Here is a 15,080-nt window from a genome sequence, read left to right on the forward strand (position 1 = left end):
CATCACAGAATTCCTTTCCGTAGATGGCGGATGACTCTACAAAATCTCAGCGTTCAAGGGGCAGCGATCGGGTTTCTCGGGATTTCGTACAGAGCCTAGGGGTTACAGTTGCCAGGAGTGTTACAAGAGCGTCTTAGTTAGTTCTAGGCCCATCATTTTTGCGCCATCTTTGGTCAGGTGTGCAGAGTCAAAAAATACAGGCTGATTATTTGGGGTGAGCACCACGCATGAGCTTTCATTTGGACATGTAAGCGACATGAGGTCGATAAAGGTTGTATTCGGGATAAAGGACATTTTTTTGCTGATTTCTTCGTTTTCTTTGCTGCGAAGTGAGGCTGCATAGCTGTTGGCGCCAGTAGTTCGGCCAAGGGATGTTATGATCGCTATGCTACCTTGAGTAAGGTCCTTCCTGCTGAAAACGTAAATCTTCGCGTTAGTGATTGATTTTATATGGTTAATCGCTTTTATGTTGTAATCGATTGCAAACGGGCGCCATTGGAATGATATGAAGATCTTGTCGGCGGATTTTAGTAGCTTTTCATCCATGAGGTGTTGGTGCTGGGTTCTGCATTGACTAATCAGTTCTGGTCGTTTAATTGTGAACGTGTTGACGCTCTTGAAGAAGTGGTCAGCGTCATTGGCGGACAAATATGGAGTGGCGCAATCGGTAACTACTATTCTAGAAATGACGTCGTAGTTTTTAATTTCGCCGCTTTCAGTTAGCATATTTACTACGTCAGCTGCCTGAGAGTCTCCAATGATCAATATTTTTTCTTTGTTTGAAGATGGGTCAAATGAAGATTTTTTATTAAGCGCTTTATGCGCTGTCCAAGTGTAATCGTTTAGTTCTTTAATATTGATTTTTGCTATATTTCTGATTTCTTCTGGCAAACGCCACTCCCATCCATTTTTCGCCCAGCTACTTGCAGCAGTTACGATAATGGCCAATGAGCAAATTAATGTACTTAGGGCGAATTCGGGGCCTGACAGCTTTGAACTTGACTGGTGTCGTAACGGTTTTTCGATAACGTAATAGAGGGCCGTAGCTAGCGCGAATGTCGCAAGAAGCAGCGTGACAATGCTTGCTGCGGAAATATTTTTAAATGCTATGTAGCTAGTGAATACATAGAGAGGCCAATGCACTAGGTAGAGTGAGTAACTTATTTCGCCAACTTTCACTGCTCCTCGGGATCTACAGAATTTTGCTAATTTTGCAGTGTCTCCAGCGAATATCATCAGCGCTGCGCCTATTACCGGTACCATTGCGGCCGCCCCCGGGAAAAGGGTGGTATCACTGTCGTAGAAAAAAACTGGAGTTATGACTAATGCTAGACCGGTCGCATATGCTATTTCTTTTATGAGTTGGTTGAATCTGTTTTGTTCGACGAGAACTACAAGCGCACCAAGTAGGAACTCATGAACTCGAAACGGTGAAAGAAAAAAAGCGCCGCTTGCATCGTGCTGCAGGAAAAAATATGCAGCCGCAGCGCCTAAAATGAATACAGTCGAGGTTGCCGCGAGCAGGTTTTTGGTGTAATTAGATATTCCGATCAACATGAGCGGCCAAAGGATGTAAAATTGGATTTCTACACTTAGGGACCAAGTGTGTAACAAAGGTTTTACATCTGATGCAGTATCAAAATATCCGGTTTCCATCCAGAAGAAGAGATTAGATATCCCGGCTAATGCGTAGACGGTGGAGCCAGACATTTGCTTGAAGTCAGCTGGCGAAAACAAGAAAGCTGCTGCTATGAATGAAGCGACGATAGTTGCTAGTAGGGCAGGAATCAGCCGCCGAACGCGTCGGGTATAGAAGTCGCTGAAGTTGAAGCGACCTATACGTTGTTGGCTCAGTATGCCCTTGGTAATGAGGTATCCACTTATTACAAAGAATACGTCTACTCCAATAAAGCCACCGGTGAAGAACGGGACCTTGAAGTGGTAAAATATGACCGCTAGAACGGCGATAGCGCGCAGTCCGTCGATGTCAGGTCGGTATTTCTGATCGTTGTGCAGCGATATAGCATCTGCCACCTTGGCGTGAACTATAGACGTCATTGTGGGATCTAGCTCCTGATGGTGCAATTTTTTCCGCATCATACCTGCTTGTACGAAAATACGCCCGTACAATAAGACGCACAAGGAAGCAATAGGAGCAGAGCGAAATTTGATCACTAGCGGCTAGGGCTGGCTTTCGAATCACATCCGACTGCGATCATTGATCAGTCTGTGGAGAGCCAGCATGGTCAGTCTTGCGGTATTCAGTAGTGGACGGCTGTCTTAAGTCTCGGGCAGGAGCGGAAAAATCTAACGAGGCGCGGCAGAGGGTGCTGGCACAACTAGCGTTCGACGAGACAGATCTGTCTTCCGACTTGCAGTCAAGTATTTGTGAAGCTGCACCATTCCTAGTGCACGATGCCAAATCTTTACACCTTTATGACCAAGGCAATTTTTTATGCATCACAAATCATGGTAAAGATTTGGTGGTCCTCGTAATCATGTGTAACTGTTTCTCGTTTTGATTAGCGTTTGTATGGTCTTGCGGCGTAGGGCTCCTCCTGTCCATCCAGTGCAATGGCGAAACCAGCAAGCGCCCCCACAATCCGCCCACACGCCTTCCCATCACCATACGGATTATGCGCCACGCTCATCTCCCGATACGCCCCCTCATCCGTCAGCAACCGAGCCAACTCTCCGACAATAGTCTCAACCTCCGTACCCACCAGCTTCACCGTCCCCGCTGCCACCGCCTCTGGCCGCTCCGTGGTATCGCGCATCACCAGCACCGGCTTACCCAGCGCCGGCGCTTCCTCCTGAATACCCCCCGAGTCTGTCAAAATTACATACGCCCGGCTCATCAGATAAACGAACGGCAGGTAATCCAGTGGTTCGATCAGGTAGATATTCCCCACATCCGCCAGCAGCCGGTTGACCGGCTCGCGCACGTTGGGGTTGAGGTGCACCGGGTACACTACATCCACCTCCGGAAACTGGCGCGCCGTCTGTACCAAAGCCTGGCAGATGCGTTCGAAGCCACCGCCAAAGTTCTCGCGACGATGGCCTGTTACCAAAACCATGCGGCGGTTGGCAGCCAGGTAATCGAACTGGCGCTCGAACTGTGCCCTCAGCGCCGGGCTCTCCAGTTTGTGCACCACTTCCAGCAGGGCGTCGATCACAGTGTTGCCGGTGGCGAAGATGCTCGCCGGGTCGATGCCTTCCCTTAGCAGGTTGTCACGCGAGGTGGCGGTGGGGGCGAAGTGCAGGGCGGCCAGGGTGCCGGTAAGGCGCCGGTTGCCTTCCTCTGGCCAGGGTGAATACAGGTTATTGGTGCGCAGGCCGGCTTCTACATGGGCTATGGGTATTTGTTGGTAGTAGGCTGCCAGGCTGGTAGCAAAAGTGGTCGCGGTGTCGCCATGCACCAGCACCACATCGGGCTTGAATTCGGCCAGTACCGGCTGGATACCCTGCAAAATCCCGGTGGTCACGCCGGTCAGGTCCTGGCCGGGTTTCATGATGTTCAAGTCGTAATCGGGGGTGATACCGAACAGTTCCAGTACCTGGTCCAGCATTTGCCGGTGCTGGCCGGTGACGCACACGCGCGACTCGAAACGGGCGTCCTGGGCGAGTTGCAGGGCAAGGGGGGCCATCTTGATGGCTTCTGGACGGGTGCCAAATACGGTGAGGGTCTTGAGGGGCACGGCGGTGATCCTCTTGCTGGACGGGCTGGTACGGGTGGGCCAAAAGGGGCCGGGCAGGCGCGCGGAGACTGGCCTTGTGGACGGGCCGGGAGCGAGGGCAAGCGGCGGGTGGGTGAGGGCATGCAGCTTGGGTCCTTCAAGCAAACGGCTGTCCATTGCTCAAGAAATCTAGCAGTTGGTTCATGTGATGCCAGTTGGCGTAGGGGGGATGGCCCGCTGGAGAGTGCGGTTGTTCCTGCTCAGGCCTTGTTCACCGGAGGTTGTAGGAATGTGGGCAGGTTTTGCTGTGAATGCGGCATCGGACAAACGGGTATTCGGCTACACGCCGTGATGCATGGCGCCAATGCTCTCGGGCTGGGGTGGTGGAGGGAAAAGGCGATTGTTTTTTTGGGTTGGCGAAGTTGGTTGGGTGATTGATCGATTTGGTAACCATCCGCCGATGATGGTAGCTGTTTCGATGTCGGGTTTGCCGCTAGGGTTGATTGCGCAGCTGAAGGAAACCGGCTGCTGGAAAATGACCAACCCAGGAGTGTTCACCATGCGTAACAACGTTCTGTCGTACTTGCTGCTGCCGCTGTTCGCCAGCCTGTCCTTTTCCCTTAGCGCCGCCCCGGCCAGCACCACGGCGGTGGCCGAGCCGGTGCCGGTGGTAACCCAGCAGCAGGCCCAGCAGCCGCAGCGGCTGGACCTGAACACCGCTGACGCGCTTACTTTGCAGAAGGAGTTGAACGGGATAGGGAAGGCCAAGGCTGAGGCCATAGTGGCCTACCGGGAGGCCAATGGGCCGTTTGCTTCGGTGGATGAGCTGCTGGAGATCAAGGGGATTGGTAATGCGTTGCTGGAGCGTAACCGGGACAAGGTGATGGTGGAATAAGGGGGAGGGGGCTGGGGTTTACGTCCTGGCCCTGACTTTCATGAAGATTCAATTGAGAGAACTGAATTCGAAAGCGGTCCGCGTACCCTGTGGGAGCGGCTTTAGCCGCGAAGAACCAAACGCGGTGCATGGCACCGGCTGCGCCGGTATTCGCGGCTAAAGCCGCTCCCACAGGGCCCAATGAGTTATGTATCAGCCGATCAGACCGTGCCAGCGCCGACAGGCAGGCTAGCGGTCCTGCGCATCCTTGGCATCCGCTTCGGCATTGCGCTCATGCACCTTGCGCAGCTGTTCTTCGGTCAGTGGCAGTTTTTTTGCGGTGTCGCGCAGCAGCATCAGCCCGCCGACGATCGAGCCGAGGGCTATGATGAGTATCAGCCAGGCATACCAGGGCATTGTCGTTCTCCTTTGCTGGTGATGGGCAGCGCTTGTACAAATGTTGAGCAATTGCCCGTTCCGTTGGTTCAATTATAGGAGCCAGCCACTGCCGGGCCAATTCCGTGACCCGCGGGCCCCAAAGCCTGCGCCACTTCGTTTACAATGCGCGCCGTTTTCGACTTGCCAAGAGACCCTGCCCATGTCCGCCTGCCAGACGCCCCTGATCGTCGCCCTGGATTTCCCTACCCGTGAGGCCGCCCTGAAGCTGGCTGACCAGCTTGACCCTGCGCTGTGCCGGGTGAAGGTTGGCAAGGAGCTGTTCACCAGCAGTGCTTCGGGCATTGTCGAAACCCTGTGCGACAAGGGCTTCGAAGTGTTCCTGGACCTCAAGTTCCACGACATCCCCAACACCACCGCCATGGCGGTGAGGGCTGCGGCCGAGATGGGTGTGTGGATGGTGAACGTGCATTGCTCCGGTGGCCTGCGCATGATGGCGGCCTGCCGCGAAGAGCTGGCCAAGCGCAGCGGCCCGCAGCCGTTGCTGATTGGCGTGACTGTGCTGACCAGCATGGAGCGTGAAGACCTGGCCGGTATCGGCCTGGATGTCGACCCGCAAGAGCAGGTGCTGCGCCTGGCGGCGCTGGCCGAGAAGGCTGGCATGGACGGTTTGGTGTGCTCGGCTCTGGAAGCCCCGGCACTGAAGGCTGCGCACCCGTCGCTGCAACTGGTGACCCCGGGTATTCGCCCGGCGGGCAGTGCGCAGGATGACCAGCGCCGTATCCTCACCCCGCGCCAGGCACTGGATGCGGGTTCGGATTACCTGGTGATCGGCCGGCCGATCAGCCAGGCTGCCGACCCGGCGCAAGCGCTGGCTGCGGTAGTTGCTGAAATACGCGGCTGAACCTGACCAATGAAAAAGGGCTGCGATGCAGCCCTTTTTCATTTTCGTGTGTCGTGATATCAGCCCTGAGCTGTCGACCAGTCGATCCAGCCGAACTGCCAGGTAGCCAGGATCAATAAACCGAAGGCGATGCGATACCACGCGAACGTTGCGTAGCTGTGGTTGGCGATGAACTTGAGCAGCGCACGCACGGCGATCATGGCGAAGATGAACGAGGTCACGAAGCCGATGGCGAACACCGGCAGGTCGCCGGGCTGGAACAGCTCGCGGTACTTGTAACCTGAATACACCGCCGCACCGACCATGGTCGGCATCGCCAGGAAGAACGAGAACTCGGTGGCCGCCTTGCGCGACAGGCCGAACAGCAGGCCGCCGATGATGGTGGACCCGGAACGCGACGTGCCCGGGATCATTGCCAGGCACTGGACGAAACCGATCTTCAGGGCATGGCTCCAGCGCATGTCATCGACGTGGTCGACCGCCACACGGTGGGTACGGCGTTCGGCCCAGAGCATGATTACCCCGCCAACCACCAAGGCCGTTGCCACGGTGATCGGGTTGAACAGGTAGTGGTGAATCAGGTCGGCGAACAGCACGCCCAGCACCACCGCCGGCAGAAACGCCAACAGCAGGTTGCCGGTGAAGCGCCGCGCCGTGGGCTGGCTGGTCAGGCCGAACACCACTTCCAGGATCTTGCCGCGAAACTCCCAAACTACCGCCAGGATCGCCGCCAACTGGATGATGATGTTGAACGCTATTGCGCGTTCACCGCCGAAATCTATCAAATCGGCAACGATGATCTGGTGCCCGGTACTGGAGATTGGTAGAAACTCCGTGAGCCCTTCAACCACTCCCAGGATGATTGCCTGGAAGGCAGTCCATAAATCCATTGATCCCCCGTTAGAGCCGTGCTGCTTGCAGGGCCCATGCTCTTGATTTACCTATGATTGCCGGTTGAGGCGGCAAAGATGTTGGCGCGCGCCGGATGCTACCAGAGCGACGGTGCGAAGACTTGTGTGGGGTTGTAACGGTGTGGAAGCGTCTGCTGTGCCGGCCGCTTCCACAAGGGGCTGCGTTGCCCTGTCAGTGCAGCTTGTTCTTGGCCAGTTCGATGTCGTTCATCAGGGCCTTGGCCATGGCCAGCAGGTAATCGGCTGAGCCCAGCAGCTTGTGGTCATCTTCCATGTCGCCTTCGCGCACAAGGTGCTTGATGTAGCCCAGCAGGACTGACACGTGCTCGTAGGCATCATCGATGGGCACGCCGGGCTGTACGCGGAGCAGGTCGAGGGTGGGGTTGCCGGCTTCGAGGAAGGTTTCGAGGCCTGCGGTGAGGATGGGGGAGGGGGTGTTCTTTTTCATGGTGAAAATCCAGTGCGTGACGAGGAGCAACCACCCGGATCTTTCTCACGGATAAAGGTGGCAGCCATTGCGCGGGGTGAGAAACCGGTGCACTGACGCCGGCCAAGCCAAAGCCTGCCCGCGAATGGCTGCCATTGAACAGTTGAGCAGCAGTGCATAACAGGTTCTCACACCCGGTCACCAACATGGCGACCCGGTGAAGTTATCCCTGAGGGATTTCCCCGACAATTCAGCTGCTTCCGACCGCTGCGTAGGATAGTTCGCTTGCTGCTTCAAGCTGAAGCGGTGGGGGCAAGGTTCAGGAAAGTCTGACGATTCTGGAGGGGCTGACAGGTGTACGCCTCACGTGCCGTAGCGCCTGTTAGATCGAGCGCCGCCCGCGCGGCGCTTCGCGGGGCAAGCCCGCTCCCACATTTGTTGCAACGTGCCGAACCTGCCAGGCCATGGTTGCCTGCCTTGGTGCAGGTCTTGAGACAGGTGGGGCGGTATCAATGCCCACCTCGAAGTCCAGTCATGCTAACAAAACTGACAACCACGGCCTCACAGACATGGCCACGTTGCAACAAATGTGGGAGCGGGCTTGCCCCGCGAAGCGCCGCGCGGGCGGCGCTCGATCTCACAGGCGCAGCAAAACCCAAGGCATTCGCCTGGACGCCCAAACGCAATCCCCAATCAAACCTTCAGCACCAACTTGCCAAAGTTCTCCCCACTGAACAGCTTCAGCAAGGTCTCGGGGAAGGTCTCCAGCCCTTCCACCACATCCTCCTTGCTCTTCACCTGCCCGCTGGCCAGCCACCCGGCAATCTCCAGCGCGGCCTTGCCGTAATCCTTGGCGTAATCCATCACCACGAAGCCTTCCATGCGCGCGCGGTTCACCAGCAGTGACAGGTAGTTGGCCGGGCCTTTCACCGCTTCCTTGTTGTTGTACTGGCTGATCGCGCCGCAAATCACGATGCGTGCCTTGAAGTTGATGCGGGTCAGCACGGCGTCGAGGATGTCGCCGCCGACGTTGTCGAAGTACACGTCCACGCCTTTGGGGCATTCGCGCTTCAGGCCGGCCAGCACGTCTTCGGCCTTGTAGTCGATCACCCCATCAAAGCCCAGTTCGTCCTTCAGGTACTGGCACTTCTCGGCGCCGCCGGCAATGCCGACCACGCGGCAGCCTTTGATCTTGGCAATTTGCCCGACAATGCTGCCCACCGCGCCAGCCGCGCCGGAAATCACCACGGTGTCACCGGCCTTGGGTTGGCCGACGTCCAGTAGGGCGAAGTAGGCGGTCATGCCGGTCATGCCCAGCGCCGACAGATAGCGGGGCAGGGGCGCCAGGTTGGGGTCGATCTTGTGCAGGCCCTGGGGTTCGCCAGTGAAGTAGTCCTGCACGCCAAGTGCGCCGCTTACATGGTCGCCCGGCTTGTAACTGGGATGGTTGGAGGCAACAACCTCGCCAACACCCAGCGCGCGCATCACCTGGCCCAGGGCCACGGGCGGGATGTAGGACTTGCCTTCGTTCATCCAGCCGCGCATGGCCGGGTCCAGCGACAGGTACAGGTTGCGCACCAGCACCTGGCCTTCGCCGGGTTGTTCGGCGGGCACGGTCTCGAAGCTGAAGTCGTCACGGCGCACGGCGCCGACCGGGCGTTTGGCGAGCAGGAAGCGGCGGTTGGTGTTGGTCATGGCGGGTCCTCGTAGGCATTGAAGGGGGAGGCGTCAAATCTACCCTGTTGATGTAGGCAGGTCCTTAACATCACTGACAAGCATGGTAGCCCAACCGGTGGGGTGATGATGCTGCCCGGGCGAGCGGTGGCTGACTATGCTCTGAACCCCACCAAGCACGCTTTGGAGCACGCGATGAGCATGACCTTTTCCGGCCAGGTTGCCCTGGTCACCGGCGGCGGCGCCGGCATCGGCCGGGCAACCGCCCTGGCTTTCGCCCAGGAGGGCCTGAAGGTGGTGGTGGCCGACCTCGACCCGGCCGGCGGCGAGGCCACTGTAGCCCTGATCCACGCCGCGGGCGGGGAGGCGCTGTTCATTGCCTGCGACGTTACTCGTGACGCCGAGGTGCGCCAACTGCACGAGCGCCTGATCGCTGCCTACGGCCGGCTGGACTATGCCTACAACAACGCAGGTATCGAGATAGAGCAGGGCCGCCTGGCCGAGGGCAGCGAGGCGGAGTTCGATGCCATCATGGGCGTCAACGTGAAGGGTGTGTGGCTGTGCATGAAGTATCAGCTGCCGTTGCTGTTGGCCCAGGGCGGTGGGGCCATCGTCAATACCGCTTCGGTGGCGGGCTTGGGCGCGGCGCCGAAGATGAGCATCTACAGCGCCTCCAAGCACGCGGTGATCGGCCTGACCAAGTCGGCGGCCATCGAATACGCCAAGAAGGGCATCCGGGTGAATGCGGTGTGCCCGGCGGTGATCGACACCGACATGTTCCGCCGCGCCTATGAGGCCGACCCACGCAAGGCCGAGTTTGCCGCTGCCATGCATCCGGTGGGGCGCATTGGCAAGGTCGAGGAAATTGCCAGCGCCGTGCTGTACCTGTGCAGTGATGGCGCGGCGTTTACCACAGGGCATTGCCTGGCAGTGGATGGTGGGGCTACGGCGATCTGAGCCGATATCGATGTGGCCATCTTCGCGGGTAAACCTACAGGTACTGCACCGCTCTCGGGTTGGGTGCGATCTCTGTGGGAGCGGGTTCACCCGCGAAAGGGTCGGGCCTGCCCACTCTGATGCCAGCCCACCCCCATTACCAGACACACCGCCAACCCTTTATGCTTAACTGTTCGCTCAAAACCAGCGAACACTTGCCCCTCGACCGCACCAGCCCCACCCCGCTGGTGCAGCAACTCACCGACCACCTGCAAACCTGGATCGACCAGCAACGCCTGCGCCCGGCGCGCGCCTGCCGTCGATTCGGGCCTTGGCCCGCAGCCAGGCGGTCAGTGCGTCGTAGTTGGCGCGCGGCCACCGAGCTGGCCCAGGCAGTGCGCCAGGTAAGCCGTGGCAACCCGCAGGACCTGTTCGACTATTGCCCACCCCTTGGCCTGGCCAGCCTGCGCCAACAGCTGCACAAGCGCCTGGCGCAGCTGGGCATCGCCGCCGGCCCCGAACGTATCCTCACCACCCACGGCGCCAGCCACGGCCTGGACCTGCTGGTGCGCACCCTGCTGCGTCCGGGCGACACGGTCCTTGTGGAAAACCCCGGCTACTACAACCGTCTGGGCCCGGGTGCCAGGCCGCGATTTTGCCAGCCTGGAGCGCCTTGCACTGGAACACGACGTGCTGCTAACCCCCGGCAGCGCCTTCGATTACCAGGGCGCGGCCAGCGCCTGGCTGCGCATCAATGTCGCTTACGGGCAGGACTCCCGCGCCCAGGCCTTCCTTCAGCACGCAGGGCGACCTCTGCCAAGCTGATAGCGACACGCTCATAGCTATTTGACACTATTCTGACGTCAGGCCCTTGTTCATCGGCTGGCAACGTTGCCACCCTTGGCCTTCGGGATAACCTCGCACGCAGAAGGGGAATCGGCATGGGCACGAGCAAGCACGGTGTGCTGGCGAACCTGGGCATGGCACGCAAACTCGGCCTGGGCTTTGCCCTGGTGCTGGTGCTGACCCTGGCGGTGGCCGGCATTGGCATTGCCGCGTTGCACAGCGTTGGCCAGCGCTTCGACAGCTTGCGCCAGCTGGCCCAGTTCAATACTGACCTGCTGCGCTTGCGCCAGCACGAGCAGGCATTTGCCCTGCGCTCCGACCTGCAGCAGGCCGAGGCCTTGCGCAGCGGCTTGCAGGGCCTGGTCGAACGCGCCCGTGGCCTGCCGGCGCTGGCGGCGGCGGAAACCGACCTGGCAGCCTATGGCCAGGCGTTCGAGGCCTTTGTCGAGGCGGTGCAGGCCAAGGAGCTGGCGCTGGACATGGCCAGTTGGTCGGTGTCCAGCGTGGCCAATAACCTCGACGTACTGCAGGCCGGCCTGGCCGATGACGGCGTGTATACCCTCAAGCAGTCCCAGGGCCAGCAGGGCGGCGCGTTCCTCGAGCAGGCCACGCAGGTGGCGCAGGTGTCGCGGCTGATGCTGCAGGCCATGGACGAAGCGCGGGTACGCCTGGAAAAAAGCCGCAAGGGCGAAGAGGGCGTCAGCCAGGAGCGCATTGCCCAGACCGTCGAAGCCGCCAGCCTGGTCAGCCAGTTGCAGAGCGCTGTCAGCGATGCCGGCTACCAGAGTGTGTTGGGTGAAGTGGCGGGGCACATTGGCAGCTTCTCGGAAAAGCTTAACGAATACACGGACCAACTGGCCCGCGAGCAGGGCTTGAAGGCGCAGTTGCAGGCCAGTGCCGAGCAAGTCACCAACCGGGTCGACCAGGCTTACCTGGGGCAGGAGCAGGCCCTGCAGGGCGAACTGCAACGCAATGCCGTGGCCATCGGCCTGGCTACCGCATTGGCGCTGCTGGTAGGTGTGCTGGCAGCCTGGCTGATCACCCGCGCCGTGGTCGGCCCGCTCAAGCATGTGATTGCCCGCGCCCAGCGCATCGCTGCCGGCGAGCTGAGCTTCGACGCCCAGGCACCACGTCGTGACGAAGTAGGGCAGTTGATGCAGGCCATGCAGCAGATGGCGGCTGGCCTGTCGGGCATTGTCAGCGGTTTGCAGCAGGGCATCGAGCAACTGGCCGGCAATGCGCAGGCGCTGTCGGCGGTGACCGAACAGACCAACCGCGAGGTGGGCAGCCAGAAGGAAGAGACCGAGCAGGTGGCTACCGCCATGCAGCAGATGACCGCCACCGTGCACGATGTGGCGCGTAATGCCGAGGAGGCGGCGCAGGCGGCCCAGGCTGCGGATGAGAAGGTTGATTCCGGGCAGCAGGTGGTGCGCCAGAGCATGCAGCGCATCGAGCAACTGGCGTCGGCGGCGGAGACGGCCAGCGCCGGTATCGACAGCCTCAGTGCCGAGATCCACACCATTGGCGACGTGCTGGAAGTGATCAAGAGCGTGGCTGAGCAGACCAACCTGCTGGCGCTGAATGCTGCTATCGAAGCCGCCCGCGCGGGTGAGCAGGGGCGTGGCTTTGCCGTGGTCGCTGACGAGGTGCGTGCGCTGGCGCGGCGTACCCGGCAGTCTACCGAGCAGATCGAGACCTTGGTCGCCAGCCTGCGGGGCAATGCCCAGCAGTCGGTGGTGCAGATTCGCGGCAGTACCGAGTTGGTGCGTTTGGCGGTGGCTGATGCGCTGCAGACCGAAAGCGCGCTGGGCAGCATTGCGGCTGCGGTGTCATTGATTCAGCAGATGAACCAGCAGATTGCCGCGGCGGCCGAGCAGCAGAGCTCGGTGGCAGAAGAGATCAGCCGCAGCGTCACGCAGATCCGTGGTAGTGCCGATCAGGCGGCGTTGGCGATGCAGGATAATGCCCGGTCGAGTATCGAGCTGGCGCAGTTGGGTACCGACCTGAAGGGGATGGTGGGGCATTTCAGGCTTTAGGTGCCTGGCGTGGGATTTTCGTTGGTGTTGAGATCGAGCGCCGCCCGCGCGGCGCTTCGCGGGGCAAGCCCGCTCCCACATTTGTTGCAACGTGCCGAACCTGACAAGCCATGGTTGCCAGCCTTGGTGGGCTGGCTGGATTTCTGAGTTGGCACTGTTGCCGCCTTTCCTGTCTCAAGCCATGCACCAGGGCTGACAACGCTTCTCCCACAGGCATGGTCACGTTGCAACAAATGTGGGAGCGGGCTTGCCCCGCGAAGCGCCGCGCGGGCGGCGCTCGATCTCAACCCCACCCCAATCTATCGTCATACCCTACGTGGGTTCAAAATCACCAAGGCCAGTACCCCCGCCACAATCCCCCAGAACGCCGAACCAATCGAGAACAAGGTCAGCCCCGAAGCGGTAACCATGAAGGTGATCACCGCCGCCTCCCGCTCCCGGGCTTCGCTCATGGCCACGGTCAGCCCGTTCATGATCGAGCCGAACAGCGCCAGCGCCGCAATTGACAGCACCAGTTCTTTTGGCAACGCCGCAAACAGCGCCGCCAAGGTCGCGCCGAACACCCCGGCAATACCATAGAAAATCCCGCACCACACCGCCGCGGTATAACGCTTGGCCGGGTCTTCATGGGCATGTGGCCCGGTGCAGATCGCCGCGCTGATCGCCGCCAGGTTGACCCCATGCGAACCAAACGGCGCCAGCAGCAGCGAGGCAAAACCGGTGGCCGAGATCAGTGGCGAAGCCGGCACCTGATAGCCGTCCGCGCGCAGCACGGCCACACCCGGCATGTTCTGCGAGGTCATCGCCACCACGAACAGCGGAATGCCAATGCTGATGGTCGCCGCCAGCGAGAAGCTTGGCGTGGTCCACACCGGCGTGGCCACTTCCAGCCGGAAGCCGCTGAAGTCCAGCAGGCCCAGGGCGCCGGACAGCGCCGTACCCACCAATAGCGCGGCCAGCACGCAGTAACGCGGCGACAGGCGTTTGACCAGCAGGTAGCTGAAGAACATGCCCAGTACCAGCAGGGTGCGATGCTGGGCGGCAACGAAGATTTCGCTGCCGATCTTGAACAGGATACCCGCCAGCAGCGCCGAGGCCAGCGAGGCCGGGATGCGCTTGACCAGGCGCTCGAAGCTGCCGGTCAGGCCACAGATCAGCACCAGCACGGCACAGGTGATGTAGGCGCCGATCGCTTCGCCATAGCTGACCCCGCCCAGGCTGGTGATCAGCAAGGCGGCGCCGGGGGTGGACCAGGCCACGGTAATCGGTGTGCGGTAACGCAGCGACAGGCCGATGCTGCACACCGCCATGCCGATCGACAACGCCCAGATCCATGAAGAAATCTGCGCGCTGGTCAGCCCGGCTGCCTGGCCGGCCTGGAACATCAGCACCAGCGAGCTGGTATAGCCGGTGAGCATGGCGATGAAGCCGGCGACCACCGCCGACGGGGAGCTGTCTGCCAGGGGCCGCAGGCGTACGGAAGTGGCATCGGTCATGAACAAAATCCTTGTAAAGGTGTAAGCAGTTTTTTCAGACTACAGCGAGCAAGGTTGATCCTTGCCATACAGCGGCCATTGCTTTTAGCCGTACAGTCGCCAACTATTGGGCGCAAATGCAGAACTGCACAGGCAGCCACAAGAATGGTGCCCGCTTTTGTAGGAGCAGCCTTGTGCTGCGAAGAGGCCGTTTCAGCCCATGCAGGTGCTGCGCCTGTAACGGCCTCTTCGCAGCACAAGGCTGCTCCTACAGGGCCAGGCGAGATCTTTGGCATAGAGGGGGAGAGGGGCGATGTACAAGGTCTACGGCGACTACCAGTCGGGCAACTGTTACAAGGTCAAGCTGATGTTGAGCCTGCTGGGCCGGCCATATGAATGGCACCCGGTGGACATCCTCAAGGGCGAGACCGAAACGCCCGAGTTCCTGGCGATGAACCCCAACGGCAAGGTACCGGTGCTGGAGCTGGAAGACGGCAGCTACCTGTGGGAGTCCAATGCCATTCTCAACTACCTGGCTGATGGCAGCGAGTTCCTGCCCACCGAGCCACGCCTGCGCACCCAAGTGTTGCAGTGGCAGTTCTTCGAGCAGTACAGCCATGAGCCGTACATTGCCGTGGCGCGTTTCATCCAGTTCTACCTGGGGTTGCCGGACGAGCGACTGGAGGAGTACCGCAAGCTGCACAAGGGCGGTTACAAGGCACTGAAGGTGATGGAGCGGCAGCTGCAGATGACGCCGTTCCTGGTCGGCGAGCAGTATTCGATTGCCGATGTGGCGTTGTATGCCTACACCCACGTGGCGCAGCAGGGCGGGTTCGACCTGGCCGACTACCCGGCAGTGAGGGCCTGGCTGGAGCGGGTCAGCAGCCACCCGCGGCATGTGCCGATGGTGGGCTAGTTTATAGC

General features: G+C 60.0%; 12 protein-coding genes and 2 pseudogenes. 7 read left to right on the forward strand and 7 right to left on the reverse strand.

Annotation, left to right across the window (positions count from 1 at the left end; genetic code table 11):
• Positions 1-120: 120 nt before the first annotated feature.
• Positions 121-2,058 carry an acyltransferase family protein gene (locus CAG18_RS24515; RefSeq protein WP_158090338.1) on the reverse strand — a complete coding sequence of 646 codons (1,938 nt, stop codon included), beginning with the start codon at positions 2,056-2,058 and terminating at the stop codon, positions 121-123.
• A 464-nt stretch (positions 2,059-2,522) separates the two neighbouring features.
• Positions 2,523-3,698, reverse strand: a complete 1,176-nt coding sequence (wecB, locus tag CAG18_RS24520) for a non-hydrolyzing UDP-N-acetylglucosamine 2-epimerase (protein WP_085721739.1) — start codon at positions 3,696-3,698, stop codon at positions 2,523-2,525.
• A 538-nt stretch (positions 3,699-4,236) separates the two neighbouring features.
• Between wecB and CAG18_RS24525 the strand changes: the two genes are divergently transcribed.
• Entirely contained in the window at positions 4,237-4,572 is a 336-nt protein-coding gene (locus CAG18_RS24525; RefSeq protein ID WP_024086485.1) for a ComEA family DNA-binding protein, read from the forward strand.
• 228 nt (positions 4,573-4,800) lie between these two features.
• On the opposite strand, the gene CAG18_RS24530 is transcribed toward CAG18_RS24525, so the two are convergent.
• On the reverse strand, positions 4,801-4,968 hold the full coding sequence (locus tag CAG18_RS24530; RefSeq protein WP_010952850.1) for a DUF2897 family protein: 168 nt from the start codon (positions 4,966-4,968) through the stop codon (positions 4,801-4,803).
• A gap of 181 nt (positions 4,969-5,149) precedes the next feature.
• Here CAG18_RS24530 and pyrF point away from each other — a divergent pair, with 181 nt between their 5' ends.
• Positions 5,150-5,851 carry an orotidine-5'-phosphate decarboxylase gene (gene pyrF, locus CAG18_RS24535; protein WP_015269338.1) on the forward strand — a complete coding sequence of 234 codons (702 nt, stop codon included), beginning with the start codon at positions 5,150-5,152 and terminating at the stop codon, positions 5,849-5,851.
• 59 nt (positions 5,852-5,910) lie between these two features.
• On the opposite strand, the gene CAG18_RS24540 is transcribed toward pyrF, so the two are convergent.
• The 3 genes from CAG18_RS24540 to CAG18_RS24550 form a co-directional block, all read right to left on the reverse strand.
• Positions 5,911-6,741, reverse strand: coding sequence for an undecaprenyl-diphosphate phosphatase (locus CAG18_RS24540; RefSeq protein ID WP_015269339.1), 831 nt, complete (start codon positions 6,739-6,741; stop codon positions 5,911-5,913).
• Between the two features lie 193 nt (positions 6,742-6,934).
• Complete coding sequence (locus CAG18_RS24545) at positions 6,935-7,210, reverse strand: DUF3077 domain-containing protein (protein ID WP_038409084.1); 276 nt, start codon at positions 7,208-7,210, stop codon at positions 6,935-6,937.
• A gap of 672 nt (positions 7,211-7,882) precedes the next feature.
• A complete protein-coding gene (locus tag CAG18_RS24550) occupies positions 7,883-8,884 on the reverse strand; it encodes an NADP-dependent oxidoreductase (protein ID WP_085721740.1) in 1,002 nt (333 codons plus the stop codon).
• 174 nt (positions 8,885-9,058) lie between these two features.
• On the opposite strand from CAG18_RS24550, the gene CAG18_RS24555 reads away from it, so the two are divergent.
• From CAG18_RS24555 to CAG18_RS27610, 4 genes and pseudogenes are all read left to right on the forward strand, one after another.
• Positions 9,059-9,820: an SDR family oxidoreductase gene (locus CAG18_RS24555; protein WP_015269342.1), complete on the forward strand. Its 762-nt coding sequence runs from the start codon at positions 9,059-9,061 to the stop codon at positions 9,818-9,820.
• A gap of 161 nt (positions 9,821-9,981) precedes the next feature.
• Positions 9,982-10,425 (forward strand): annotated as a pseudogene (locus CAG18_RS24560) (aminotransferase class I/II-fold pyridoxal phosphate-dependent enzyme); the annotation flags it as partial.
• 867 nt (positions 10,426-11,292) lie between these two features.
• Positions 11,293-11,820, forward strand: a pseudogene (locus CAG18_RS27605) (HAMP domain-containing protein); the annotation flags it as partial.
• Complete coding sequence (locus tag CAG18_RS27610; protein WP_371807324.1) at positions 11,818-12,681, forward strand: methyl-accepting chemotaxis protein; 864 nt, start codon at positions 11,818-11,820, stop codon at positions 12,679-12,681. The pseudogene CAG18_RS27605 and the gene CAG18_RS27610, both read left to right, overlap by 3 nt.
• 305 nt (positions 12,682-12,986) lie before the next feature.
• Here CAG18_RS27610 and CAG18_RS24570 read toward each other — a convergent pair whose 3' ends face one another.
• The gene (locus CAG18_RS24570) at positions 12,987-14,177 is read right to left on the reverse strand and encodes a benzoate/H(+) symporter BenE family transporter (RefSeq protein WP_085721742.1); all 1,191 of its coding nucleotides are present in this window, start codon (positions 14,175-14,177) and stop codon (positions 12,987-12,989) included.
• A 292-nt stretch (positions 14,178-14,469) separates the two neighbouring features.
• Between CAG18_RS24570 and CAG18_RS24575 the strand changes: the two genes are divergently transcribed.
• Positions 14,470-15,072, forward strand: a complete 603-nt coding sequence (locus CAG18_RS24575; RefSeq protein WP_015269346.1) for a glutathione S-transferase family protein — start codon at positions 14,470-14,472, stop codon at positions 15,070-15,072.
• The last annotated feature ends 8 nt before the right edge of the window (positions 15,073-15,080 follow it).

This window comes from Pseudomonas sp. B22(2017), assembly GCF_002113105.1.
GTDB lineage: Bacteria > Pseudomonadota > Gammaproteobacteria > Pseudomonadales > Pseudomonadaceae > Aquipseudomonas > Aquipseudomonas asiatica.

Coding starts and splice junctions, on each gene's coding strand:
- CAG18_RS27610 (WP_371807324.1), top strand. CDS start 11,818: ATGGCGGCTGGCCTGTCGGGCATTGTCAGCGGTTTGCAGCAGGGCATC.
- CAG18_RS24555 (WP_015269342.1), top strand. CDS start 9,059: ATGAGCATGACCTTTTCCGGCCAGGTTGCCCTGGTCACCGGCGGCGGC.
- CAG18_RS24525 (WP_024086485.1), top strand. CDS start 4,237: ATGCGTAACAACGTTCTGTCGTACTTGCTGCTGCCGCTGTTCGCCAGC.
- CAG18_RS24530 (WP_010952850.1), bottom strand. CDS start 4,968: ATGCCCTGGTATGCCTGGCTGATACTCATCATAGCCCTCGGCTCGATC.
- CAG18_RS24545 (WP_038409084.1), bottom strand. CDS start 7,210: ATGAAAAAGAACACCCCCTCCCCCATCCTCACCGCAGGCCTCGAAACC.
- pyrF (WP_015269338.1), top strand. CDS start 5,150: ATGTCCGCCTGCCAGACGCCCCTGATCGTCGCCCTGGATTTCCCTACC.
- CAG18_RS24540 (WP_015269339.1), bottom strand. CDS start 6,741: ATGGATTTATGGACTGCCTTCCAGGCAATCATCCTGGGAGTGGTTGAA.
- CAG18_RS24550 (WP_085721740.1), bottom strand. CDS start 8,884: ATGACCAACACCAACCGCCGCTTCCTGCTCGCCAAACGCCCGGTCGGC.
- CAG18_RS24515 (WP_158090338.1), bottom strand. CDS start 2,058: ATGACGTCTATAGTTCACGCCAAGGTGGCAGATGCTATATCGCTGCAC.
- CAG18_RS24575 (WP_015269346.1), top strand. CDS start 14,470: ATGTACAAGGTCTACGGCGACTACCAGTCGGGCAACTGTTACAAGGTC.
- CAG18_RS24570 (WP_085721742.1), bottom strand. CDS start 14,177: ATGACCGATGCCACTTCCGTACGCCTGCGGCCCCTGGCAGACAGCTCC.